Origin of the sequence: Adlercreutzia faecimuris (assembly GCF_022669055.1) — a bacterium.
Classification (GTDB): domain Bacteria; phylum Actinomycetota; class Coriobacteriia; order Coriobacteriales; family Eggerthellaceae; genus Enterorhabdus; species Enterorhabdus faecimuris.
Genome location: NZ_JAJMLW010000001.1, coordinates 924905 through 946839 on the forward strand (window position 1 = coordinate 924905; position 21935 = coordinate 946839).

The window sequence follows — 21935 nt, forward strand, 5'->3', positions numbered from 1 at the left end:
TCATGACCATCCTCGACGACATCTCCTCGGCGGTGCAGCGCGGCAAGCGCAAGGAGGTCGCGCCGCTCGTGCAGCAGGCGCTCGACGAGGGGCTCGACCCCGTCGCCATCCTGAACGACGGCCTCGTGCCCGCCATGTCCGTGATCGGCGAGAAGTTCAGCGCCGGCGAGGCCTTCGTGCCCGAGATGCTCGTGGCCGCCCGCGCCATGGCCGCCGGCACCGAGGTCCTGAAGCCCCGCCTGGCCGAAGCGGGCGCCGAGCCGCTCGGCAAGGCCGTCATCGGCACCGTGCGCGGCGACATGCACGACATCGGCAAGAACCTCGTGCGCATGATGATCGAGTCGAAGGGCTTCGAGGTGACCGACCTGGGCGTCGACGTGGCGCCCGAGCAGTTCGTGACGTTCCTGCAGGAGCACGAGGACACCGACATCGTGTGCTGCTCGGCGCTGCTCACCACCACCATGCCCGAGATCGGCGCCACCATCCGCGCCATCGAGGAGGCGGGCCTGCGCGACCGCGTGAAGGTCATGATCGGCGGGGCTCCCGTCACCCAGGCCTTCGCCGACGAGGTGGGCGCCGACGCCTACACCGTCGACGCCGGCGCCGCGGCCGTGCGCGCCGTCGAGCTCGTGCGCGGCTAGCCGCCGGTCATGTGCTACCAGTGCTCGGGATGCGGGCGGTGCCTGGGGAAGGACACCACGGCGCCGGGGGTGACGCGGTGCCCCTGCTGCCGCGCCGAGGTGCCCGAGGGGGATCGGCGCTGCCCGAAGTGCGGCGCCTTCATCCGGCCCGCGCCCGGGAGCCTGGGGCGGCGCCCGAAGCCGCCTGACGCCTGATGCCTGACGCGATGGAGGTCCGCCTGAGTGCGGGCCTCTTCTTCGTTGTGCCACTAAATAGGCTGATTATCTCAACTATTATAAGCCGGAATGATATTAGAATAGCGCCAAGAGAGATCTGCCAGAGGCGAGTGAGGGGAGCATGCCATGGGATACGCCGGCCAGGGGAGGATCGTGCGGGGGATCGCCGCCGTGGCGGCCGCGACGGCGCTGGGGGTGCTGCTGGCGCTGGGGGTGCCCGGGGCCGCGGGGGCAGACGAGGGGCCGGCCGACGGTGGCGCCTACTACCTGGGCAGCGCCGTGAACACCGGCACCGACAACGGCTTCCAGGGCAAGCAGGCCCTGCGCAAGGGCGACCCGCACTTCGAGTGGGAGCTCGGCCGGTTCTCGGTCGACGGCTTCGCGCGCGTCGAGGAGGGCGCCGACGGCGTGCCCACCTTCATCGTGGCGCCTGGCGGCGGCGTGACCCTGCGCTTCACGCTCGACCAGGACCTGGTGGGCACGAGCCTCAACCCCGCGCTCTCCGTCAACCGCGACGAGAACGGCCGCGACGCGCAGTACGGCGTGCCCGAGCAGGACTTCGGCCGCGGCGCGCTCATCATCTCGCGGGCGCCGGCCGACGGCGAGCCGGCCGCGCCGGAGGTGACGCTCGACTTCCTCGGCAGCCAGGCCGTGCGCGACGAGGCCGTGGCCGTGGGGACGTTCGGCGCGGGCGACTACGGCGTGGCGCTCGACTACGAGCTGCGCGAGGACGCGCTGGTGCTGCTGGGGGTGTCCGTCTTCCCGTCGTTCACCGACTACCGCATCGCCTTCGACTTCCGCGTGCGCGCCGAGGAGGGGCTGGAGCCCGGCGCCGTGAGCGCTGCGCCCGTACCCGCCGCGTCCGAGCCGGCGCCGGGCGAGGGCGCCGCGGCCGAGGATCCCGCTCCGACGGGGATGCCGCTGTGGCAGGTCATCGTCATGGTGGCGGCCATCTCCATCGGCGGGCTCATGGTCATCCGCGGCGAGCGCGGCCCGGCCAGGCGCCGCGGGAGGTAGGGCCGGCGGCGCGGGCGCCGGCGCCCAGGGCGGGACGCCCGGAGCGGGGCGCCCGGGGCGGGGCGTCTGGGGCGAGGTGCCCGGGCGTGGTGCCCGGGGCGAACCGCGGCTTCCCGGCCTCTTGCTGCAAATTCGCGCGGTTATGCACTCTCTTCTAGGCCTCGGAGGCTGATGGCCGCCGCCGGCTTTCTCGCGACCTGGCCTTTTCGCGAGCTGGAGGAGCTTTGCGCTCCACGTGGCGAGTTTCGCGGGTGCAAAACCGCGCGAATTTGCGTTTTCGGGGCGAAAAACGATGACGGGCCTCGCGCGGCGCGCCTAGACGAGGGCGCAGCTGGTGTAGGCGATGGTGCCCCGGCCATGGTTGTAGGGGGTGCCCGCCGCGACGCAGACGTCGGAGACGAGCAGGCCGGCGGCCTCCATGGACGTGAGGGCGCGCCCGGGCTGGCGGCAGGGCTCATCGGGGCAGGTGCACGCGGGGCAGAGGGTGCAGGTGCCCGCGCCCAGCAAGAGCGCGTCCGGCGCGACCGCGCGCGCTCGCTCGGCGAAGGCGCTGAAGCGGCGCTTGTGCAAGGCCTCGGCTTCCATCATGCCCTCGAAGTCGAACTCGTCCTCGAGCTCCCAGACGGTCTGGACCACCAGGCAGCGGCCGCGCGCGGCGATGAGGGCGGCGAACTCGTCCAGGTCGCCGCAGGCCGGCGGGCAGCGCCAGTTGCGCCCGTAGGCCTGGCAGCGGTCGGCCGCGCACATGTCGCGCACCTCCGGGCGCACGCGCAGCTCGGTGGCGTCGGCTATGCCCGTGGCCTCGAAGCCGGCCTCGAGGGCGATGGCTCGCAACTGGTCGATCATGGCGGCTCCTTTGCTCGGGACGTCGCGCCGCGTGCGGGCGGGTGGGCGACGCGGCGTGCGGGTGGTCGGCGGGCGCCCTCCCGGCGCCCGCGCTGCCTACTCGTCGAAGGCCATAGCTTCGATGTAGGCGTCGTTGAAGGCGGGGTGGGTGGAGAGCTCGAGGTACTCGCAGCGGGCGGCGACGTCCTCGAGCGCGGCGCGCCCCTCGTCGGCGAGCGCCGCGACGGCGCCCCGCCCCGCCGCGTTGCCGATAGCCGCGGTGCGCCCGGCCAGCTCGGGCGGGATGAGCCCGATGCGCGCGGCGCTGGCCGTGCGCAGGTGCGACCCGAAGCCGCCGGCCAGGGCGAGCTCCTCCACGTCGGCCGCCGTGACGCCCAGCTCTCCCATCAGCACCTCGATGCCGGCGCGGATGGCTGCCTTCGCCAGCTGGGTCTGGCGCACGTCGGCCTGGGACAGCCACACGCGGCGCGCCGGGTCGAGATAGCACACGGCCTGGCCGTCCTCCTCGCCGATGCGCGCGGCTAGGCCGGCGGGCACGCCCTCGTCGACGGCCTCGTCGGCGTCGAACAGGTAGCCCGTCTCGTCGATGATGCCGGCGTCGATGAGGCACGCCACGGCGTCGAGCAGGCCCGAGCCGCACAGGCCCCGCGCCGCGCCGCCGCCGATGACGCCGACGCGCAGGGCGTCGGCGTCGAGCTCGACCGACTCGATGGCGCCCGGCAGCGCCGGCATGCCGAAGGTGATGCCCGCGCCCTCGAAGGCGGGGCCGGCGGCGGTTGCGCAGCAGACGATGCGGCGCGCGTCGCCTAGGGCCATCTCGCCGTTGGTGCCGATGTCCACGAGCAGCTGCAGGCCGTCGCGCCCGCGCATGCCCGCCGCGTGGAGGCCGGCCGTGATGTCGCCGCCGACGTAGGCCGCCACCGACGGCGCGAGGTAGGCGCGGGCGAGGGCGGGCAGCGGGGCGTCCGCCGGCGCGGCGCCCGGCGCGCCGGCCTGTGCGGACGGGGCCGCCCCGGCGTCACCCGCGTCCGGCGTGGCGCCGCTGCCGGCGGGGCATGCTGGCGGGGGCGTCCCGGCGCCGCATGCGCCAGCGTCGTCCGCGGGCGCAGGTGCCCCGGTGTCGCGCGCGTCCGCGTCGGGCGCCGGAGTGGCGGGGGAGAGGTCGGCCTCCGCGCCGAACAGCGTGGGCGGGGTGAAGGGCGCCACGCCGAGGGGCGCCGGGTCGATGCCGGCGGCCAGGCACTCCATGACGGTGTTGCCCGCGCAGGCGACGCGCTCGACGCGGGCCGGGTCGATGCCGCGGCGCGCGCAGAGCCCCGCGGCCGCCTCGGCGACGGCGGCGCGCACGGCGTCGCGCTGGGCCGTGAGCCCGCCGGGCCGCGCGGCGGCCTCGATGCGCGCGATGACGTCAGCGCCGAAGGGAGCCTGGGGGTTGACGAGGCCGGCCGTCTCCAGCACGCGCAGCCCGTCGAGGTCGACCAGGTAGAGCGCGATGGTGGTGGTGCCGATGTCGACGGCCACGCCGTAGCGGGCGTCCCCGGCCGGCGCCGGCGCCTCGGAGCGCGCCGCGCCCTCGGCGATCGTCGCCCCACCACCTGGCGCCGTTCCCTCGGCGGTCGTCGCCCCGCCCGGCGCCGCGCTCGCCGCGGGCCCGGTCGGGCCGGGGGAGCCTGCGCCGCCTGCCGCCGGGTCGGCTACGCCCTCCACGCTCATGGCGCCCAGGTCGTCGACGAGCACCTCCATCCCGGCCTCGGCCGGCGTCTGGCAGGCCAGGACGCGCCGCGCGCCGCCCGGCGCCGCGTCGTCGGCCAGCGCCACCTCGCAGCGGCCGCACGTGCCGGCGCCCCCGCAGGGCGCGAGCACGACGATCCCCGCCGCGCGCAGCGCCTCGAGCAGCGTGTCCCCCGGCGCGAACGGCACCGCCTCCGCGTGCCCGTCCCCGTGCCGCGCCGTCAGCGCGCCCGCCGCGCTGCCGCGGCCCTCTCCCTCGCTCCTCATCACATCCCCCTTACTAATATATGCACCCCCGATGATAGGCCATCCGCCCCGCCGCGGCCACCTTCCTGGAGCCCCTTTGCACGCGGGAGGCGGTTTCATATCCATTTCGTCGAGTTTTCCGAGGCTGTGACGGGGCGTCGCGGGCCGCTTGGCGACGTTTGCCCAGGTCATGATTTTTCCGTTGCGCGAAAACGGCGCGAAAACGCCCCTGGAAGGCGGACGAGCCTCGGAAAACTCGACGAAATGGATATGAACGGCGATTTTCGCTGCACGGCGCCCGTGGGGACGGGCCACAGCGCGCGGGCGACGGCCCTCCCGTGCCGCGGCGCGACGCCGCCGCCGCGGGTGATGGCCCTCATGCTGGCGCCGGAGCGCGGCGTCGCGTCACGCGTGTGGTGGCCCTCGCGTCGGCGCCACGGCACGCCGCGGCCACCCCGGGCGGCGCGGCTGCCCGCACGCGCGAAAGAGCCGTGGCGGCGGCGCGGCCCATGCTATGATGGAAGCGCTATGGGTAAAGCACCTTTTTCACCTGCTAGGAGGCATACATGAGCGTCATCATCGATGTGTACGGGCGCGAGATCCTCGACTCCCGCGGCAACCCCACGGTCGAGGTCGAGGTCGTTCTGGAGGACGGCGCCTACGGGCGCGCGGCCGTTCCGTCGGGCGCGTCGACGGGCGCCTTCGAGGCCGTCGAGCTGCGCGATTGCGATAAGAACCGCTACCTGGGCAAGGGCACGCAGGACGCCGTGGGCCACGTCAACGAGGAGATCGCCGAGGCGCTGCTCGGCAAGGAGGCCGACGACCAGCGCGCCATCGACGCCGCGATGATCGCCGTGGACGGCACCGACAACAAGGGCGCGCTCGGCGCCAACGCCATCCTGGGCGCGTCGCTGGCCGTGGCCCGCGCCGCCGCCGACTCCGCCGACCTGCCGCTGTACAAGTACGTCGGCGGCGTGAACGCGCACCTGCTGCCCACGCCGATGATGAACATCCTGAACGGCGGCGTGCACGCCGACAACAACGTCGACTTCCAGGAGTTCATGATCATGCCCGTCGGCGCCAAGACCTTCGCCGAGGGCCTGCGCTGGTGCGCCGAGATCTACCACACGCTGAAGAAGGTCCTGCACGACGCGGGCCTCGGCGGCGGCGTGGGCGACGAGGGCGGCTTCGCGCCCAACCTCACCACCAACGAGGAGCCGTTCAAGTACATCGTGGAGGCCTGCGAGAAGGCCGGCTACAAGCCCGGCACCGACATCATGTTCGCCATGGATCCGGCGTCCACCGAGTTCTACGACGCCGAGAAGGGCAAGTACGTCCTGGCCGGCGAGGGCCGCGAGCTCACGAGCGACGAGATGGTGGACTATTGGGAGGCGCTGGTGAACAAGTACCCCATCGTCTCCATCGAGGACGGCATGGCCGAGGAGGACTGGGACGGCTGGAAGGCGCTCACCGAGCGCATCGGCGACCGCGTGCAGCTGGTGGGCGACGACCTGTTCGTCACCAACTCCAAGCGCCTGTCGAAGGGCATCGCGCTGGGCTGCGCCAACGCCATCCTCATCAAGGTGAACCAGATCGGCAGCCTCACCGAGACGCTCGAGGCCATCGAGATGGCGAAGCAGGCCGGCTACGCCTGCGTCATGAGCCACCGCTCCGGCGAGACCGAGGACACCACCATCGCCGACCTGTCCGTGGCCTGCAACACCGGCCAGATCAAGACCGGCGCGCCGTGCCGATCCGATCGCGTGGCCAAGTACAACCAGCTCATCCGCATCGAGGAGCAGCTGGGCGACCAGGCCGCCTACGCGGGCATGGACGCGTTCTACAACATCAAGCGCTAGGGCAGCGCGAGAAGGGGGGCCGTGCCGAGGGGTGCGGCCCTTTTTTGCGCGTGGGCGAAATCCCGGGCGTCCTCGTCCGGGGCTTTCCGGGCGCGGGATATTCTCGAACGGGTATAATGGCCCCAACTCTAGGAACATGGCGCGGCGCCGGCCCCGGCCGGGGCGCGCCTTCGCGGAAAGGATGGCCCATGACCGACATGATCTCGCTGGAGGAGGCGCGCGCGCTCGTGCTCGCGCAGGTGGCGCCGCTCGACTCGGAGGTCGTTCCCCTGCTGGAGGTGGTGGGCCGCGTGGCTGCCGCCGACCTGGCCAGCGACATCGACATCGCCCCCTTCGCCCACTCGGCCATGGACGGCTTCGCCCTGCGCGCCGCCGAGATCGCCGGGGCGACCGAGGACGCGCCGACCCAGCTCAAGGTCATCGCCGAGATCGGCGCGGGTGATGTGTTCTCCGGCGCCATCGCGCCGGGCGAGTGCGTGCGCATCATGACCGGCGCCCCGCTGCCGGACGACGCCGACTCCGTGGTGAAGTACGAGATCGTCGCCGTGGTCGAGGGCGACGGCAAGCCCGGGTCCACCGTGGCCTTCGCCGCCCCCACGGCCGAGGGCTCCAACGTGCGCCCGGCCGGCGAGGAGGCGCGCGCCGGCGAGGTGGTCGTGGAGCGCGGCGAGGTCATCGGCGCCGCGGGCGTGGGCTTCCTCGCCAGCTGCGGCGTGCTCGAGGTGCCGGCCTACCGGCGCCCGCGCGTGGCCATCATCGCCACGGGCAGCGAGCTCGTGCCGCCCGATCAGGTGCCCGGCCCCGGCCAGATCCGCAACTCCAACAGCTACGCCATGGCCGCCTGCGCCCAGGAGGCCGGCGCGGTGCCCGTCGTGCTGCCCATCGTCGCCGACACCTTCGAGGCTCTGCGCGACGCGGTGGACGCCGCCTCGCGCGCCTATGACTTCGTGGTGACCACCGGCGGCGCAGCCAACGGCGACTTCGACTTCATCAAGCCGGTCGTCGACGAGCTGGGCGACCTGCTCATGACCTCGGTCAACATGCGCCCCGGCAAAGCCCAGACGTTCGGCCTGGTCAATGGCACGCCGGTCTTCGGGTTGCCGGGCAACCCCGCTGCGGCCTACTGCGGCTTCGAGCTCATCATCCGCGCGGCGCTGCGCAAGATGCAGGGCTTCGCGCACGTCGATCGGCCCACGGTGCGGGCGCGCCTGACCGCGCCGGTGCGCAAGAAGGACGTGCGGCGCCTGTTCAGCCGCTCGACGCTCACGCGCGCGGCCGACGGCGCCTTCGAGGTGACGCCCGCCAAGAACCAGAGCTCGGGGCTGTTCGGCCCCATCCAGAAGTCGAACTGCCTGGCCTCCATCCCCGAGGGCCCGCAGATGCTCGAGCCGGGCGACGAGGTGGAGTGCATCCTCCTCGACGTGTCGGAGGAAGTGCCGCTGTAGGCGGGGAAAGCAAGCGAAAGGAACCCTATGTCCCACGATCATGATCACTCTGCGCCGGCGCTCACCTTCGCCATCGTCACCTGCTCGGACACGCGCACGATGAGGGAGGACGCCGCCGGCGCCGCCCTCGAGCGGCTCATCGCCGAGGCGGGCTGGACGTGCGCCTCGCACGTCGTCGTCAAGGACGAGCGCGCCGACATCGGCGCCGCCATCGTCGAGGCCGCCGACCGGCCGGAGGTGGACATCGTGCTCACCTGTGGCGGCAGCGGGCTGTCGCTGCGCGACGTGACCCCCGAGGCCACCCGCGACGTGTGCGAGCGCGACGTGCCCGGCATCGCCGAGGCCATGCGCTACCACAGCCTCCAGATCACGCCGTTCGCCATGCTGTCGCGCGCGGTGTGCATGCAGCGCGGGCGCACGCTCGTCATCAACCTGCCCGGCTCGACCAAGGCCGCGACCGAGAACTGGGAGGGCATCGTGGCCGCGCTGCCCCACGCCGCCAAGATGATGGCCGGCGGCGGCCACGAGTAGCACCTGACGCGAGGGCGCGGCGAGCCACGGGTAGGCCTGTCGCGCCGCCGCCCGCAGGCGGGCCCGGGGCGCGCGGCCGCCCCGGGCCCGTTGCGCTATACTGGCAGGTGATCAGGTAGGCGAGCGAAGGCGAATACGGACATGACAGAACCACTCAACGGCTTCACGGGGTTCGGGCGGCGCGACCCCGGGTTCGTCTCGGCCAGTCAGGCCATGCGCCAGGCCGAGACCGAGGCGCGCATGGCGCAGTCGGATCCGGCCGGCGCCGCGCGGCGTGCCCGTGACGCCCGGGCGGCCAACGCCCAGGCGCTCTCGCAGGCCACGGCCGACCTGGGTCGCGCGGCCGGCGCGTGGGGCGCGCCCACGGCCAAGACGGGCGTGCTGCGCTTCGCCCAGGCCGGCGCCGGCGAGGCCCCGCGGTTCGACCCCGACAAGCTCGCCCTCATCCCGCCCGCCGACCGCCGCTGGTCGTGGGTGGAGATCGACCTCAACGCCATCCGCCATAACGCCTCCGCCGTGAAGAAGCGCCTGGCCCCGGGCACGCGCCTCATGGCCGTCGTCAAGGCCGACGCCTACGGCCACGGCGCCGTGCAGTGCGCCAAGACCGCCCTCAACTCCGGCGCCGAGTACCTGGGCGTCGCCACGGTGAACGAGGCCATCGAGCTGCGCGAGGCGCTCATCAACGCGCCCATCCTCATCCTGGCCGAGCCGCCCGCGGCGTCCATCCCGCTGCTCCTGGGCTACAAGGTGATGCCGACCGTCTACTCGGCCGAGTTCGCCATCCAGTACGCCGAGGCCGCCGACGCCATGGGCCTGCGCGCGCCCTTCCACCTGAAGGTGAACACGGGCATGAACCGCATCGGCGTGCGCCATGACGAGGTGGTGCCCTTCATGCACCAGGTGGGCTTCCACCGGGCGCTCGAGCTGGTGGGCACGTTCACGCACTTCGCGACGGCCGACTGCGCTGAGACCCTCGACTTCCAGATCCAGGTCAAGCGCTTCATCGAGGCGATCAACGCCCTGCGCGGGGCCGGCATCGACCCGGGCATCGTGCACGCGGCCAACTCGGCGGCGGCCATCCGCTACCCCGACGTGCAGTTCGACATGGTGCGCCTGGGCATCGGGCTGTACGGCTTCCACCCGTGCCCGGAGACGTTCCCCCTCATCGAGCTCCGGCCGGCCATGAGCGTGAAGGCGCGCATCACCGACGCGCGGCTCGTGCCCATGAGCGAGGGCGTCAGCTACGGGCTGCACTACCGCAGCCCCGGCTCGATGAAGATCTGCACGCTGCCCATCGGGTACGCCGACGGGCTGCGGCGCAACCTCTCCGGCCGCGTCGAGTTCCTGCTGGGCGAGCAGCGCGTGCGCCAGGTGGGCAACATCTGCATGGACCAGTGCATGTTCGAGGTGGACATGCGCACCTACGGCACGCGCACGCGCATCGACCCGCAGGTGGGGGACGAGGTGGTCATCGTGGGCGCCGTGGGCGACGCGGTGGTCACCATCGACGAGATGTGCGATCTGCTCGACACCATCCCGCACGAGGTGGCCATCGGCTTCGGCTGCTCGCGCATGCCGCGCATCTACGTGTAGGGGCCGCGCGCCCTCTGCTCGCGCCCGCTGCGAGCGTCGCCGCGCTCGCACCGCTGCCGCTGGCCCGCCCTCGTACCCGCCCCGTCCGACCGAAAGGAACCCGCCATGTCCAAGCCCCACATCCCGCTGGACGAGCTGCGCGCCCAGGTGGCCGCGTGCCACCGCTGCCCGCTCGCCGACGGGCGCACCCAGACGGTCTTCGGCGTCGGCGACCCCGAGGCGCGCGTGCTCATCGTGGGCGAGGCGCCCGGCAAGAACGAGGACCTGCAGGGCGAGCCCTTCGTCGGAGCCGCGGGGAAGTACCTCGACGAGCTTCTGGCCATCGCCGGGCTCACGCGCGGCGACGTGTTCATCGCCAACGTGCTCAAGTGCCGCCCGCCGGGGAACCGCGACCCGCGCCCCGAGGAGATCGAGCTGTGCACGCCGTTTCTGCGCGAGCAGACGCGCACCATCGACCCGGAGTTCATCGTCACGCTGGGCAACTTCTCCACCAAGTTCATCCTGAAGACCGAGGTGGGCATCACGCGGCTCCACGGCACGCTGCAGCGGGCCGGCCGCTTCAAGGTGTTCCCCATCTTCCACCCGGCCGCCGCGCTCTACGACTCGAAGAAGCGCGAGGCGCTCGAGAACGACTTCGCCACCTTGGGCGAGCTTCTGGGCACCCGGCCACCTGCCGCCGCGCAGCCGACCGCTTAGCGTCGCCGCGTGCTCTGCGGGGCGCCCCGCCGCGCCACCGCCGCGTCCCGCGTGGCCGGCGCTACAGCCAGTGGCGCCGGCGGAAGTAGATGAGGAAGCCGGAGGTGGTGACGACGGCCAGCGCGATGAGCGCGGCGGCCATCCAGGGCCAGTCGACGCCGGGCAGCACCGTCAGGTTCATGCCGAACCAGCCCGTGACCAGCGTGAGCGGGGCGAACAGCACCGTCACGATGGTGAACGTCTGCATGATGGAGTTCTGCTTGAGGTCGATGCGCGTCTGGTGCAGCTCGTGGAGCTGGATGCCGTACTCCTTGATGATCTCGGCCCGGTTGGCCAGCCGGTCGGCCAGGTTGGACACGCGGGTGAAGGCCCGTGCGTCGGCGGGCTCCATCAGCTTGTTCTCGTCGTCGGCGATGATGGCGGCCATGGCGGCCACCTGCTGGTAGTAGGTGCCCAGCCGCGACGACGCGCGCCGGTACGCCATGATCATGCTCGTGGTGATGTCGGCGCCGCGCTCGATCATCGCCTCCTCGGCGTCCTCCATGGTGTCCTCCAGGCGGCCCAGGTAGGCCAGGTCGTCCACGAGCAGCGTCTTGAAGAACAGGTAGAGGCAGTGGGCGGTGCCCATGGTGCGCATGACGCCGCTCTTGGCGATGGAGGCCAGGATGGCCTCGGCCACGGTGCCGTCCTCGATGAAGATGAGGTGCTCGTCTTCCAGGTAGAATGAGAACAGGGCCGGGTCGCCGGTGGGGTCGGCCTTGTCGGGCACGGCGAAGGAGCCCACCAAAAACCCGGGGTAGACCTCCACGAAGCTGGTCTCGGACGCCTCGAGGGAGCGGAGGGCCTCGACCCCGTCCCGCTCGATGCCGGTGAGGGTGCGGAAGGCGTCGGAGGTGATCACCTCCACCACGGGGACGTCGGAGCGCTTCGCCTCGTCGGCGGAGACCTCCGCCATCTTGTCCCTCAGCTCGTAGCGAACGGCCATGGCTCCTCCTCCCTGCTTCCCCGCGTTCCTCGCCGCTCGCGCCCTGCGCGGCGGCCACGTCCCATCGCCCCGATTATAGGCCGCGGCCCCGGGGTGCCCCGGTTCTGTGGGCAGTTCGTGGACTTCTCGTTTTCGCTACAAATGCAGGGGCACGCAGCGGGCTTTCGCTATAATTCGCCCTGATCAACGTGAGACGGGGCGGCCGGCATGCCGAGGGGGCGCGCCGGCCGCCCCGCGTCCCCCGGCCGCGTCCGCCGCGCCGGCTGCGGGGGTCTGCCCGAGGCAAGCGGGGAAGGGGTCTGGCATGTACCCAATCGAGAGCGTCGAGGCGCTGAACGACGAGGTGACCCGCATGGTGGTGCGCGCGCCCGACATCGCGCGCAAGATACGGCCCGGCCAGTTCATCATGCTGCGCATCGACGAGCGCGGCGAGCGCATTCCGCTCACCATGAACGACTGCGACCCCGAGGCCGGCACCGTCACCATCGTGTTCCAGGCCGTCGGGGCCACCACCATGCGCCTGGCCACGCTCAAGGCCGGGGACGCGCTGCTGGACTTCGTGGGGCCGCTCGGCAACCCCACCGAGCTCGAGGGCGCCCGCCGCGCCTGCGTCGTGGGCGGCGGCCTGGGCACCGCCATCGCGTACCCCCAGGCCAAGTGGCTGCGCGACCACGGCTGCGAGGTGGACGTCATCACCGGCTTCCGCACGGCCGACCTCATCATCATGGAAGACGAGATCGAGGCCGTGGCCAGCCGCTCCATCGTCATGACCGACGACGGCTCCAACGGCAACAAGGGCGTGGTCACCGAGCCTCTGCAGCGCTGGATCGACGAGGGCGCCGGCTACGACCTGGTGCTGGCCGTGGGGCCGGTCATCATGATGAAGTTCGTGGCCAAGACCACCGAGCCCCACGGCATCCGCACGCTCGTGTCGCTCAACCCGCTCATGATCGACGGCACCGGCATGTGCGGCGGCTGCCGCGTGAAGGTGGGCGGCGAGTACCTGCACGCCTGCGTGGACGGGCCCGACTTCGACGGGCATCTGGTGGACTACGACGACGCCATGCGCCGCGGCGTGATGTACCGCGGCTACGAGGGCTCGGCGCGCGAGGCCATGGCCAAGCGCCTGGCGTCCGAGGCGCGCGACTGCGACGTTGCCGCGGGGCTGCGGGCGGCCGACGGCGGGGCCTGTGGGGCTGCGGGCGACGGCGGCCGCGCGCGGCGCGCCGCGCGCGGCCGCATCACGCTCGACGCCGCCACCGAGGCGCAGCTGGCCGCCATGGAGCCCGAGAAGGCGAAGAAGGTGCGCGCCGCGCTGGAGGCCAAGGCCGCGCGCGAGGCCGCGGCGGCCGCCGCCGAGCGCGCCGAGCGCGCCGGGGCGGGGCAGTCCGCCGCCGACGCCGACGATGCCAGCGCCGCCCGCGCCGCGGGTGCCGGGGGCGCTGCGGGCGCCGGGCGCGCCGCCCGTCTCGCGCGCGCCGACGAGGGGAGGGGGGAGTAGCCGATGGCGAAGATGGTCAACTACAACCGCCAGGGGTACAAGACCCCGATGCCCGTGCTTGACCCGGCCGAGCGCGCCCACACCTTCGCGGAGGTGTCGCTCGGCTACAACGCCGAGCGCGCCGTGAACGAGGCGCGCCGCTGCATCCAGTGCAACTCGCGCCCCTGCGTGGCGGGCTGCCCGGTGGGCGTGCCCGTGCGCGAGTTCGTCGGGCACATCGCGCGGCGCGACTTCCCGGCCGCCTACGCCGCCGTGAAGGACGCCAACGCGCTGCCCGCCATCTGCGGGCGCGTGTGCCCCCAGGAATCCCAGTGCGAGGGCGTGTGCATGCGCGGCCGCAAGGGCGAGGCCGTCGGCATCGGGCGCTTGGAGCGCTTCATCGCCGACTGGGCCGAGGAGCACCCCGACGAGGCCGCCCGCGCGCTCGCCGAGCGCCGCGCCGCGCACCTGGCGGCCCGCGCCGACGCGGCGGGGGCGGCGGCCGACGCCGAGGAGATCACCCCGCTCGGCGGCAAGGCCGTGCCCGTCATCCCGCCGGGAACCGACCTGTCCGCCTTCCGCGTGGCGGTGGTGGGCTCGGGCCCCGCGTCGCTCACCTGCGCCGGCGAGCTGGCCAAGGCCGGCGCGTCGGTCACCGTGTTCGAGGCGCTCCACGCCGTCGGCGGCGTGCTCACCTACGGCATCCCCGAGTTCCGCCTGCCCAAGTCGCTCGTGGCGCGCGAGGTGGCCGCCATCGAGGAGCTCGGCGTGACCTTCGAGGTCAACGCCGTGGTCGGCAAGCTCTTCGACATCGACGAGCTCATGGGCGAGCGCGGCTTCGACGCCGTGTTCGTCGCCACGGGCGCGGGGCTGCCCAGCTACCTGGGCATCGAGGGCGAGGGGCTCAACGGCGTGTGCGTGGCCAACGAGCTGCTCACGCGCGTGAACCTCATGCGCGCCTACGAGTACCCGGAATACGAGACGCCCGTCTTCGCCGGCCAGCGCTGCGTGGTGGTCGGCGGCGGCAACGTCGCCATGGACGCCGCGCGCACCGCCCGGCGCCTGGGCGCCGACGTGACGGTGGTCTACCGCCGCAGCCGCGAGGAGATGCCCGCGCGCCGCGAGGAGATCCGCCATGCCGAGGAGGAGGGCATCCGCTTCGCCACGCTCACCAACCCGGTGCGCCTGATCGGCGACGACGCGGGCTGGCTCACCGGCGTCGAGGTGGTCGACATGGAGCTGGGCGAGCCCGACGACAGCGGCCGGCGCCGCCCGCACGAGGTGGCCGGGTCGAACCACGTCATCAGCTGCGACATGTTCGTGATATCCATCGGGAACAAGACCAACCCGCTCATCGCGCAGACCACTCCGGGGCTCGACACGACGCCGCGCAACCTCATCGTGGTGGACGAAGAGACGTGCGCCACCTCGGTGCCGGGCGTCTTCGCCGGCGGCGACGCGGTGTCGGGCGCGGCCACGGTCATCCTGGCCATGGGCGCCGGCAAGCGGGCGGCCGCGGGCATCGCGGCGTACCTGAACCCCGAGGGGCCGGCCGCGGGGCTGGCCGAGGCCGAGGTCGCGGGCTTGGAGCTCGTCGCGGAGGAGGCTGTCGTCGAGGCCGAGGCCGCCGAGGAGGCCGCGCCGTCCGGCGTGCCGGCCGAGGAGCGCGCCGCCGTCGACGAGGAGGCCGCGCTGGCCGCGGCGCTGGTGGCCGCCGGCATCGCGCCGGACGTGGCCGCCCGCGCCGCCGCAGCCGCCCTCATCGAGGGCGCGAAGGGGTAGGCGCGTGGCCGAGCGGGAAGAGGGGCGCGCCGCCCGCGCGGAGGCGCGGGGCGCTGCGGGCGTGACGGGTGCTGCGAGCGTGACGGGCGCCGTGGCGGGCGCCGCCGGCGTGGACGCGTCGGGTGGCGTTGTCGCGGACATGACGGACGCGGGCACCGACGCGATGAGTGCGGGTGCGGCGAGTGCCCCCGATGCGGGCGCGTTCGACCCGGTGGCGTACATCAACACGCCGCGCTGGCAGGCCTCGCGCCTGGGGCTCGACCGCATCCGCGCGCTGCTCGAGCGGCTGGGCCGCCCGCAGGACGCGCTGCGCTTCGTCCATGTGGCCGGCACCAACGGCAAGGGCTCGACCTGCGCCTACCTGGCCTCCGTCCTGCAGGCTGCGGGCCTTCGCACGGGCCTGTTCACGAGCCCCTTCATCCTGCGCTTCGAGGAGCGCATCCGCGTCGATGGCGCCGACATCCCCCGTGACGACCTCACGCGCGCCACCCTGCTCGTCCGCGAGCAGGCCGAGGCCCTCGAGCACGAGACGGGCGACCATCCCACCGAGTTCGAGCTGATGTGCGCCGTGGCGCTCGTCCACTTCCGCGCCGCGCGCTGCGACATCGTCGTGATGGAGGTGGGCCTGGGCGGCCGCCTCGACTCGACCAACGTCATCGATGCGCCCGAGACCTGCGTCATCGCCCGCATCGGGCTCGACCACACGGCGCTGCTCGGCGACACCCTGGCCGCCGTGGCGGGGGAGAAGTGCGGCATCATCAAGCCCGGCGCCCCCGTCGCCAGCTGGCCCCAAGACCCCGAGGCCGACGAGGTGGTGCGTCGCGCCTGCGCCGCTGCCGGCTGCAAGTTAGTTGAACCTGACTTCACGCAGCTCCAGGTCAGCCCCCTGGAGTTGCCCTCGGCCGTCCCGTCCGTCCCGCCCGTCCCGCCCGCATCGGCTGCCTCGCCTCTTCCGTCGCACGAGCCTTGCGAGCATGTCGAAGGCGCGGAAGTCACGTCGGCATCTTCGAGCCAACTTCAGAATGTTTCACGTGAAACATTTGTGCGCCATTTCGCGTATAAGGGCGCGCGGTACGAGACGGCGCTTCTGGGGAGCTACCAGCCGGCGAACGCGGCGCTGGCCATCGAGGCCGTGGGACTTCTGCGCGAGCGCGGCTGGCGCATCCCGGACGAGGCCGTGCGCGCGGGCATCGCCGCGGCGCGCTGGCCGGGGCGCTTCGAGGTGGTGGCCGCCACTCCGCTCACCATCGTCGACGGCGGCCACAACCCCCAGGGCGCCCGCGCCCTCGCGGATTCCCTCGCCGACCTGCTGTCCGCCCTCTCGCCGGCGTCTCACCCGCGTGCTGGCTGTGCGGGCGCGGACGCGGACGAGGCGTCGCCTGCCGTCGCCCCGTCGGCCGCCGTCCCGTCGCCCGCCGCCTCGACGCCGGCGACCGGCGCCCCTGCCGCCTCGTCGGGCGCCGCCTCCGCCTCCAAAGAATATGACCGAGAAGGTCATCAAAAAGTCGTCCTCGTCATGGGCGTGCTCGCGGACAAGGACTACCCGGCCATGATCGCCGAGGTCGCCCCGCTGGCGGACGCCTTCGTCTGCTACGCTCCCGACAACCCCCGCGCCCTGCCCGCCGTCGACCTGGCCGCCGCCATCGCCGCCAACGCCCCTGACCTCATCGCGGCTGCTCCCGACGGCCCTTCCGCCGCGGCTGCTCCCGACGGCCCCTTCGCCGTGGCTGTCGCCCCGGGCGCTCCCGCCAACGCCGGCGAGAGCCCCGCAGGGGAGGGCGGCCCCCTCGTCGAGGTCGCGCCGGGCGCCGCGGAGGCGCTGCGCCGCGGCCGCGCCCTCGCCGGCGCGGACGGCATCGTCGTCGCCTTCGGCAGCCTCTACGCCATCGCCGACCTCAGCCGCGCCCTCTAGCGCCGCGTCTCGCGCGCAAAAAAAGACGCGCCCGGGGGGCGCGTCTTTTTTTGCCGCTCGCTTCTCGCTGCTACAGCGAGTCGATGTAGGCCACCAGGTCGGCGGTGGTCGTGAGGCCCTCGGGCTCGCCGAAGTCGATGTCCAGCTCGTCCTCGAGGTCGCAGATCAGCTCGACCATGTCGAGCGAGTCGATGCCCAGCGACTCGAAGGTGGACTCCTCGGTGACCGCGGCCGGGTCGATGTCGAGGTTGCGCTGCAGGATGCCGCGGACGGTGTCGATGGTGGCCATGCCTAGTTCTCCTTCTGCTTCAGCAGGCCGTAGCCGCCGTCGTCGCGGCGGTACAGCACGTTGACCAAGTTCGTGTCACGGTCAGTGTAGACGAAGAAGTCGTGGCCGAGCAGGTCGATCTGGACGAGCGCCTCGTCCTCGGTCATGGGCGTGAACTCGGTCTCCTTGCGGCGGACGACCTCGTCGCCGGCCAGCTCGTCCATCAGCTTGTCCAGGTCGAGCTCGCTCTCGGGCTTGGCGTCCTCGTGGGCGTAGTCGACGATCTTCTCGGTGGCGCGCACCTTCTTGTCGATGATGCGGGTCTTGTACTTGCGGATCTGGCGCGCGATCTTGGCGGCGGCCACGTCGATGGCTGCGTACATGTCCTCCTCGTTCTCCTCCACGCGGACGATGTGGCCCTTGATGCGGACGGTCACCTCGCAGATGGCCGGCAGGGGGTTCGCCGGGTTCTTCTCCTTCATCAGCACGACCTCGCAGGAGATGGGGTCGGCGTCGATGGCCTTCAGGGAATTGCCGACCTTTTCCTCGGCGTACTGGCGCAGCGCGTCGGTGATGGGCATCTTGCGGCCGGTGACGGTAATGCTCATAACGTTCACCTCTTTGCTCGAAGCGAATAAAAAAACAGCTGATGAGAAGGCGTTTCCGCGTGCCGTATCGTCGTCTCGGGGAACGCGCGTCATGGGGCACGTCTCTGTCCTCAAGGTCGATCCGTCTGCGGCGGCCTCCTTCGTCAGGCTGTGGGTCAAGCATAGCGCAAAACCGGGGGGAGGGCGAGCCAAAATGAGGGCGGAAGAAAACGTTTCCATGACGCGCCGCGGGGGCGCGGGGAGGGCGCGCGGGGCTGTTACGGGGTTTTTACGGAAGTTCGCTTTTGCGCCGCATGGGCGGCCCGTTGGAGGATAATAGGGCGCTTACACGAGGTTTCGCACGCGTCGAGGCATACGAGGTGTCCCCATGGAAAGCACGCATAAGGCCCAGGACGAGCAGGCTCCCCGGGAGGAGGGCCCCGCGCCGGACGCGCCTGCGGGCGAGCACGGCGAGCACGGCGAGTCTGGCGGGCTGTTCATCGACGCGGTGCAGGGGCACCAGCGCCGCTTCACCAAGCTCCTCCACTTCACCCACTCCTCCACCAAGGCTGCGGGCGCCATGCTCGTGGCGGCCGTGGTGGCGCTCCTGGTGGCCAACTTCGGCGACCACGAGGCGTTCCTCGAGTTCTGGCACATGCACGTGGTGGCGGGCGTCGGCCCGCTCGTGGGCGAGATGTCGATGGCGCACGTCATCAACGACATCTTCATGGCCGTGTTCTTCCTGCTGGTGGGACTCGAGATCAAGTACGAGATGACCGTCGGCGAGCTGACGAATATCCGCCAGGCGGCGCTGCCCATCATCGCGGCGGTCGGCGGTGTGCTGGCGCCCATCGTCATCTACTCGATCTTCAACGCGGGCAACCCGGAAACGGCCCACGGCTGGGGCGTCCCGACGGCCACCGACATCGCCTTCGCGCTGGGCATCATGGCGCTTCTGGGCAACCGCGTGCCCAACGGCGTGCGCGTGTTCCTGTCGACGCTGGCCGTGGCCGACGACATCATCGCCATCCTGGTCATCGCCATCTTCTACGGCCAGAGCCCCTCGCTTCTGTGGCTGGCGGCCGCGGCCGTGGTGTTCGTGCTGCTCATGGTGATGAACCGCACCCACGTGTACTCGCTGTTCCCGTACCTGGCCGTCGGCGTGGTGCTGTGGTTCTGCGTGTTCATGTCGGGCGTGCACTCCACCATCGCTGGCGTGCTGCTGGCCTTCTCCATCCCGTCGGGGTCGCGCGTCAACCTGCGCAGCTTCCTCAAGTGGTCGGGCGACCGCGTGCAGCAGGCGCGCGAGGTGTACAAGCCGGACACCCCGGTCATCGCCCAGGGCGAGTACATGGAGACGGTGAGCAGCCTGTCGCAGGTGGCGCGCCAGGTCATCCCGCCGGCCACGCGCCTCGAGCACAAGCTGTACCCGTGGGTGTACTTCGGCGTGCTGCCGCTGTTCGCGCTGACCAACGCCGACGTGGCCATCTCGGGCGATCTGGGCGTCATGCTGTCGAGCCCGGTGCTCCTGGGCGTGTTCTTCGGCCTGGTGCTGGGCAAGCCGCTCGGCATCATGCTGTTCAGCCTCATCACGGTGAAGCTGGGGATAGCGAGCCTGCCTCAGAACGTGAACTGGCGCCATATGCTGGGCGCGGCCATCCTCGGCGGCGTCGGGTTCACCATGGCCATCTTCGTGGCCAACCTGGCGTTCCCCGAGGCCATCATGGTGTCCGAGGCGAAGCTCGGCATCCTGGCGGCGTCGCTCGTGGCCGGCGTGGTGGGCTTCCTGTTCCTGCTGGGCCAGGCGAAGGTCGCCGACGCCCAGGGCGTGGCCTACGTGACCGCCTACAGCGACGACGTGCACCCGCAGACCGCGAGCGCCGAGGTCGACCGCGCGGGCGAGGAGCTTCTGGCCACGCTCCACGACGAGGAGCTCGAGCGCGAGCTGAAGGCGCGGCTGCAGGACGGCAGCCACAGCGCCGAGATCGTGGTCGAGCTGCCCCACGAGGCGGCCGAGGCCGCGCGCGAGGACGCCCTGCGCGACGAGGCCTGCGACGTCACCGGCCTCTCCGGCGACGAGCGGCGCTAGCGCGGGCGGCGCGCGGGCGCGCTAGCCCTTCCAGACGGGGACGAACTTGAAGCCCCGGATGCCGTTTCGCTCGATGACGGCCTTGAGCTTGTCCGTGACGTAGGGGTGGGCGGGGGCCTCCTCGGGGATCTTGAAGATGACCTCGTCCTCGACCAGGGCCTTGTCGAACGCGTACTCCTCGATCCGCATGACCCGGCCGGTGCTGGGGAAGCGCTTGAGCTTCGAGCGCTCCTCGTCCAGGCAGTCGATCACGCGCGTCACGTTGAGGACGTAGGCGGCCTCCGATCCCCAGGCGGCCGGGAGGACCTGCGCGCTGTCGCCCAGGTAGGGGCCGATGAGGCGGTAGCACCGCTCGCCCACGACGACGGCGCCCGGCCAGACGGGGAAGACGTCGCCGACGGGCTTGCCCTCCTCCGCGTGGTGCGCGCTCGGAACCAGCTCTATCGGGAGCCAGTCGGCGACGGGCTCGCCGTCGAAGCGGAGGGCCTGCCAGCCGCCCTCCTCCCGCGTCTCGAACGCCCGGTACGCGTGGTCGGGCCAGAGCTGGTAGAGCGTGACCTGCCGGGGCTCCTTCCTGATGCGGGTGAAGCGCTCGCCGTTGACGTCCGCCGCCGCGGCCTTCGCCTGGTCGCCGCCCGACTGCTCGCGCTGGTAGAGGATGTCCAGGTCGCCGTCGACGAAGCCGAGGGCGACGGCCGCCTTGGCCTTGAGGACGTCGCGGTGCGCGCCGGTCTCGAGGTACCGCGCGATGAGGTCCCGGGCGAGCGCGAGGACCTCCTGCCAAGGGCCGTCGTGGGCTATCGCGAAGGGATGCCGGCGGGTGGCGAACAGCTCCTCGCAGGCCCAGTCGGACCCGGCCGCCGAGAAGCGGCGCGTGCCCACCAGCTCGAGCGACCAGCGCCCGCCGCCGTCCTCGTAGAGGTTGAAGCAGAAGGCGGCGGCCTGGTCGACGCCCTCTGAGGACAGCACCCAGTCGAGCCATGCGCAGAAGCTGCCGTAGCTCGCGGCGCCGTCGGCCTCCGCGTCCGATCGCGCGGCCTTGTCGGCCTGGCGCTTGGCGCGCAGCGCCAGCTTCGCCAGCGAGCCTATGGCATGTGCCGCGTCGAGTCCCATGACGCCCTCCGCTCTCCCACGGCGCGCATCCGTGCCGGCGCGCCTGCCGCCATGATAGCGCACGTGGGACGTTGGCAGCGCGGTGGGGAGCGAGGGCGCGTGACGCGTAGTGCGCGGGGCGGGTGCGTGGCGGGTGAGGGTGCCGCGTTTGATGCCAAAATGGCCGAAACTGACGGTTTGACGACAGAAACAGGCCCGTCGGGGCATGATTTTGGTAGCTCTGCTCTATCTCTGAATGAGGATAAAGAAGCTGACCTGGGGTTTCGTCTTCCGCTGCTTCACGGAGACGCGGGGATTCGTCGTCAAACCGTCAGTTTCGGCCATTTTGCGCAGGATTTCTGCGGGGGCGTGGGTACAGATCGCGTGGCGCGCGTGGTGCACGGCGCGTCGCGGGGCGTCTTTGCGCGTACGAACGTTTCACGTGAAACATTTTTCCGGCGTTTTCCTATTGGGTGTTGAATATACCAGGGGAGGGTATACAATCGAGGGAAAATACCCTATGGGGGTATCGATGCCCCCCGGAAGCGAGGAATCATGGATGAGGCGAAGAGGGAGGGCGCGGCTGCGGGCGCGTCCTCGGCGGCGTCCGCGGGCGGCGCGGCGGGGTGCGAGTGCCGCTACAAGCACACGCCGCGCAGCGCCGAGCTGCAAGACGACGTGCAGCGGCGGCTCAACCGGGCCATCGGGCAGCTGACCGGCGTGAAGGCGATGGTCGAGGACAACCGCTACTGCGGCGACGTGCTCACGCAGCTGGCCGCCGCCGAGAGCGCTGTGCGGCGCGTCTCGGAGCTGCTGCTGGAGGAGCACCTGCGCACCTGCGTCGCCGAGGGCCTGCGCGCCGGCGACGACGCGGTGGTCGACGAGGCCGTGGCGCTCATGCGCCGGTTCCGCTAGGAGG

Annotated in this window: 19 protein-coding genes; 13 read left to right on the forward strand and 6 right to left on the reverse strand. The window is 72.0% G+C overall.

The window, feature by feature from the left end:
• Window positions 1-2 precede the first annotated feature (2 nt).
• The 3 genes from LPT13_RS03250 (at window position 3) to LPT13_RS03255 (ending at window position 1874) form a co-directional block, all read left to right on the forward strand.
• Window positions 3-641, forward strand: coding sequence for a corrinoid protein (locus tag LPT13_RS03250; protein ID WP_242163464.1), 639 nt, complete (start codon window positions 3-5; stop codon window positions 639-641).
• A gap of 9 nt (window positions 642-650) precedes the next feature.
• Window positions 651-836: a zinc-ribbon domain-containing protein gene (locus LPT13_RS11885; protein ID WP_430622551.1), complete on the forward strand. Its 186-nt coding sequence runs from the start codon at window positions 651-653 to the stop codon at window positions 834-836.
• Between the two features lie 147 nt (window positions 837-983).
• Window positions 984-1874 carry a hypothetical protein gene (locus LPT13_RS03255; protein ID WP_242163466.1) on the forward strand — a complete coding sequence of 297 codons (891 nt, stop codon included), beginning with the start codon at window positions 984-986 and terminating at the stop codon, window positions 1872-1874.
• A gap of 315 nt (window positions 1875-2189) precedes the next feature.
• Here LPT13_RS03255 and LPT13_RS03260 read toward each other — a convergent pair whose 3' ends face one another.
• Window positions 2190-2720, reverse strand: coding sequence for a DUF2284 domain-containing protein (locus tag LPT13_RS03260; RefSeq protein ID WP_242163468.1), 531 nt, complete (start codon window positions 2718-2720; stop codon window positions 2190-2192).
• Between the two features lie 96 nt (window positions 2721-2816).
• A complete protein-coding gene (locus LPT13_RS03265) occupies window positions 2817-4718 on the reverse strand; it encodes an ASKHA domain-containing protein (RefSeq protein ID WP_242163471.1) in 1902 nt (633 codons plus the stop codon).
• Window positions 4719-5263: 545 nt separating this feature from the next.
• Here LPT13_RS03265 and eno point away from each other — a divergent pair.
• From eno to LPT13_RS03290, 5 genes are all read left to right on the forward strand, one after another.
• Window positions 5264-6556, forward strand: a complete 1293-nt coding sequence (eno, locus tag LPT13_RS03270; RefSeq protein WP_242163473.1) for a phosphopyruvate hydratase — start codon at window positions 5264-5266, stop codon at window positions 6554-6556.
• Between the two features lie 188 nt (window positions 6557-6744).
• The gene (locus tag LPT13_RS03275) at window positions 6745-8001 is read left to right on the forward strand and encodes a molybdopterin molybdotransferase MoeA (protein ID WP_242163475.1); all 1257 of its coding nucleotides are present in this window, start codon (window positions 6745-6747) and stop codon (window positions 7999-8001) included.
• Between the two features lie 27 nt (window positions 8002-8028).
• The gene (locus LPT13_RS03280) at window positions 8029-8532 is read left to right on the forward strand and encodes a MogA/MoaB family molybdenum cofactor biosynthesis protein (protein ID WP_242163478.1); all 504 of its coding nucleotides are present in this window, start codon (window positions 8029-8031) and stop codon (window positions 8530-8532) included.
• 141 nt (window positions 8533-8673) lie between these two features.
• Complete coding sequence (alr, locus tag LPT13_RS03285) at window positions 8674-10125, forward strand: alanine racemase (protein ID WP_242163480.1); 1452 nt, start codon at window positions 8674-8676, stop codon at window positions 10123-10125.
• A gap of 105 nt (window positions 10126-10230) precedes the next feature.
• Window positions 10231-10821, forward strand: coding sequence for a uracil-DNA glycosylase (locus tag LPT13_RS03290; protein WP_242163482.1), 591 nt, complete (start codon window positions 10231-10233; stop codon window positions 10819-10821).
• 61 nt (window positions 10822-10882) lie between these two features.
• On the opposite strand, the gene LPT13_RS03295 is transcribed toward LPT13_RS03290, so the two are convergent.
• Entirely contained in the window at window positions 10883-11806 is a 924-nt protein-coding gene (locus LPT13_RS03295; protein WP_242163484.1) for a CorA family divalent cation transporter, read from the reverse strand.
• Between the two features lie 304 nt (window positions 11807-12110).
• Here LPT13_RS03295 and LPT13_RS03300 point away from each other — a divergent pair, with 304 nt between their 5' ends.
• From LPT13_RS03300 to LPT13_RS03310, 3 genes are read left to right on the forward strand one after another with little or no spacing between them, the layout of a single operon-like run.
• Entirely contained in the window at window positions 12111-13307 is a 1197-nt protein-coding gene (locus LPT13_RS03300; RefSeq protein WP_242163486.1) for a sulfide/dihydroorotate dehydrogenase-like FAD/NAD-binding protein, read from the forward strand.
• A 3-nt stretch (window positions 13308-13310) separates the two neighbouring features.
• Window positions 13311-15068 carry an NADPH-dependent glutamate synthase gene (gene gltA / locus LPT13_RS03305; protein ID WP_242163488.1) on the forward strand — a complete coding sequence of 586 codons (1758 nt, stop codon included), beginning with the start codon at window positions 13311-13313 and terminating at the stop codon, window positions 15066-15068.
• 4 nt (window positions 15069-15072) lie between these two features.
• Entirely contained in the window at window positions 15073-16980 is a 1908-nt protein-coding gene (locus LPT13_RS03310; RefSeq protein ID WP_430622552.1) for a bifunctional folylpolyglutamate synthase/dihydrofolate synthase, read from the forward strand.
• A gap of 70 nt (window positions 16981-17050) precedes the next feature.
• Here LPT13_RS03310 and LPT13_RS03315 read toward each other — a convergent pair whose 3' ends face one another.
• Together LPT13_RS03315 and hpf are read right to left on the reverse strand one after the other, a co-directional pair.
• Complete coding sequence (locus LPT13_RS03315; protein WP_242163490.1) at window positions 17051-17269, reverse strand: acyl carrier protein; 219 nt, start codon at window positions 17267-17269, stop codon at window positions 17051-17053.
• A gap of 2 nt (window positions 17270-17271) precedes the next feature.
• Window positions 17272-17856, reverse strand: a complete 585-nt coding sequence (gene hpf / locus LPT13_RS03320; protein ID WP_242163492.1) for a ribosome hibernation-promoting factor, HPF/YfiA family — start codon at window positions 17854-17856, stop codon at window positions 17272-17274.
• Window positions 17857-18223: 367 nt separating this feature from the next.
• Between hpf and nhaA the strand changes: the two genes are divergently transcribed.
• Window positions 18224-19924 (forward strand): Na+/H+ antiporter NhaA, encoded by a 1701-nt coding sequence (gene nhaA, locus LPT13_RS03325; RefSeq protein WP_242163494.1) that lies wholly within the window; start codon window positions 18224-18226, stop codon window positions 19922-19924.
• Window positions 19925-19945: 21 nt separating this feature from the next.
• Here nhaA and LPT13_RS03330 read toward each other — a convergent pair whose 3' ends face one another.
• On the reverse strand, window positions 19946-21037 hold the full coding sequence (locus LPT13_RS03330) for an imm11 family protein (RefSeq protein ID WP_242163496.1): 1092 nt from the start codon (window positions 21035-21037) through the stop codon (window positions 19946-19948).
• A gap of 534 nt (window positions 21038-21571) precedes the next feature.
• Here LPT13_RS03330 and LPT13_RS03335 point away from each other — a divergent pair.
• Window positions 21572-21931 (forward strand): metal-sensing transcriptional repressor, encoded by a 360-nt coding sequence (locus LPT13_RS03335; RefSeq protein WP_242163498.1) that lies wholly within the window; start codon window positions 21572-21574, stop codon window positions 21929-21931.
• Window positions 21932-21935 lie beyond the last annotated feature (4 nt).

What these genes read in the sequence shown, in the direction of transcription:
- LPT13_RS03250 (WP_242163464.1), top strand. Translation starts at nt 3, where the DNA reads ATGACCATCCTCGACGACATCTCCTCGGCGGTGCAGCGCGGCAAGCGC.
- LPT13_RS11885 (WP_430622551.1), top strand. Translation starts at nt 651, where the DNA reads ATGTGCTACCAGTGCTCGGGATGCGGGCGGTGCCTGGGGAAGGACACC.
- LPT13_RS03255 (WP_242163466.1), top strand. Translation starts at nt 984, where the DNA reads ATGGGATACGCCGGCCAGGGGAGGATCGTGCGGGGGATCGCCGCCGTG.
- LPT13_RS03260 (WP_242163468.1), bottom strand. Translation starts at nt 2,720, where the DNA reads ATGATCGACCAGTTGCGAGCCATCGCCCTCGAGGCCGGCTTCGAGGCC.
- LPT13_RS03265 (WP_242163471.1), bottom strand. Translation starts at nt 4,718, where the DNA reads ATGAGGAGCGAGGGAGAGGGCCGCGGCAGCGCGGCGGGCGCGCTGACG.
- eno (WP_242163473.1), top strand. Translation starts at nt 5,264, where the DNA reads ATGAGCGTCATCATCGATGTGTACGGGCGCGAGATCCTCGACTCCCGC.
- LPT13_RS03275 (WP_242163475.1), top strand. Translation starts at nt 6,745, where the DNA reads ATGACCGACATGATCTCGCTGGAGGAGGCGCGCGCGCTCGTGCTCGCG.
- LPT13_RS03280 (WP_242163478.1), top strand. Translation starts at nt 8,029, where the DNA reads ATGTCCCACGATCATGATCACTCTGCGCCGGCGCTCACCTTCGCCATC.
- alr (WP_242163480.1), top strand. Translation starts at nt 8,674, where the DNA reads ATGACAGAACCACTCAACGGCTTCACGGGGTTCGGGCGGCGCGACCCC.
- LPT13_RS03290 (WP_242163482.1), top strand. Translation starts at nt 10,231, where the DNA reads ATGTCCAAGCCCCACATCCCGCTGGACGAGCTGCGCGCCCAGGTGGCC.
- LPT13_RS03295 (WP_242163484.1), bottom strand. Translation starts at nt 11,806, where the DNA reads ATGGCCGTTCGCTACGAGCTGAGGGACAAGATGGCGGAGGTCTCCGCC.
- LPT13_RS03300 (WP_242163486.1), top strand. Translation starts at nt 12,111, where the DNA reads ATGTACCCAATCGAGAGCGTCGAGGCGCTGAACGACGAGGTGACCCGC.
- gltA (WP_242163488.1), top strand. Translation starts at nt 13,311, where the DNA reads ATGGCGAAGATGGTCAACTACAACCGCCAGGGGTACAAGACCCCGATG.
- LPT13_RS03315 (WP_242163490.1), bottom strand. Translation starts at nt 17,269, where the DNA reads ATGGCCACCATCGACACCGTCCGCGGCATCCTGCAGCGCAACCTCGAC.
- hpf (WP_242163492.1), bottom strand. Translation starts at nt 17,856, where the DNA reads ATGAGCATTACCGTCACCGGCCGCAAGATGCCCATCACCGACGCGCTG.
- nhaA (WP_242163494.1), top strand. Translation starts at nt 18,224, where the DNA reads ATGGAAAGCACGCATAAGGCCCAGGACGAGCAGGCTCCCCGGGAGGAG.
- LPT13_RS03330 (WP_242163496.1), bottom strand. Translation starts at nt 21,037, where the DNA reads ATGGGACTCGACGCGGCACATGCCATAGGCTCGCTGGCGAAGCTGGCG.
- LPT13_RS03335 (WP_242163498.1), top strand. Translation starts at nt 21,572, where the DNA reads ATGGATGAGGCGAAGAGGGAGGGCGCGGCTGCGGGCGCGTCCTCGGCG.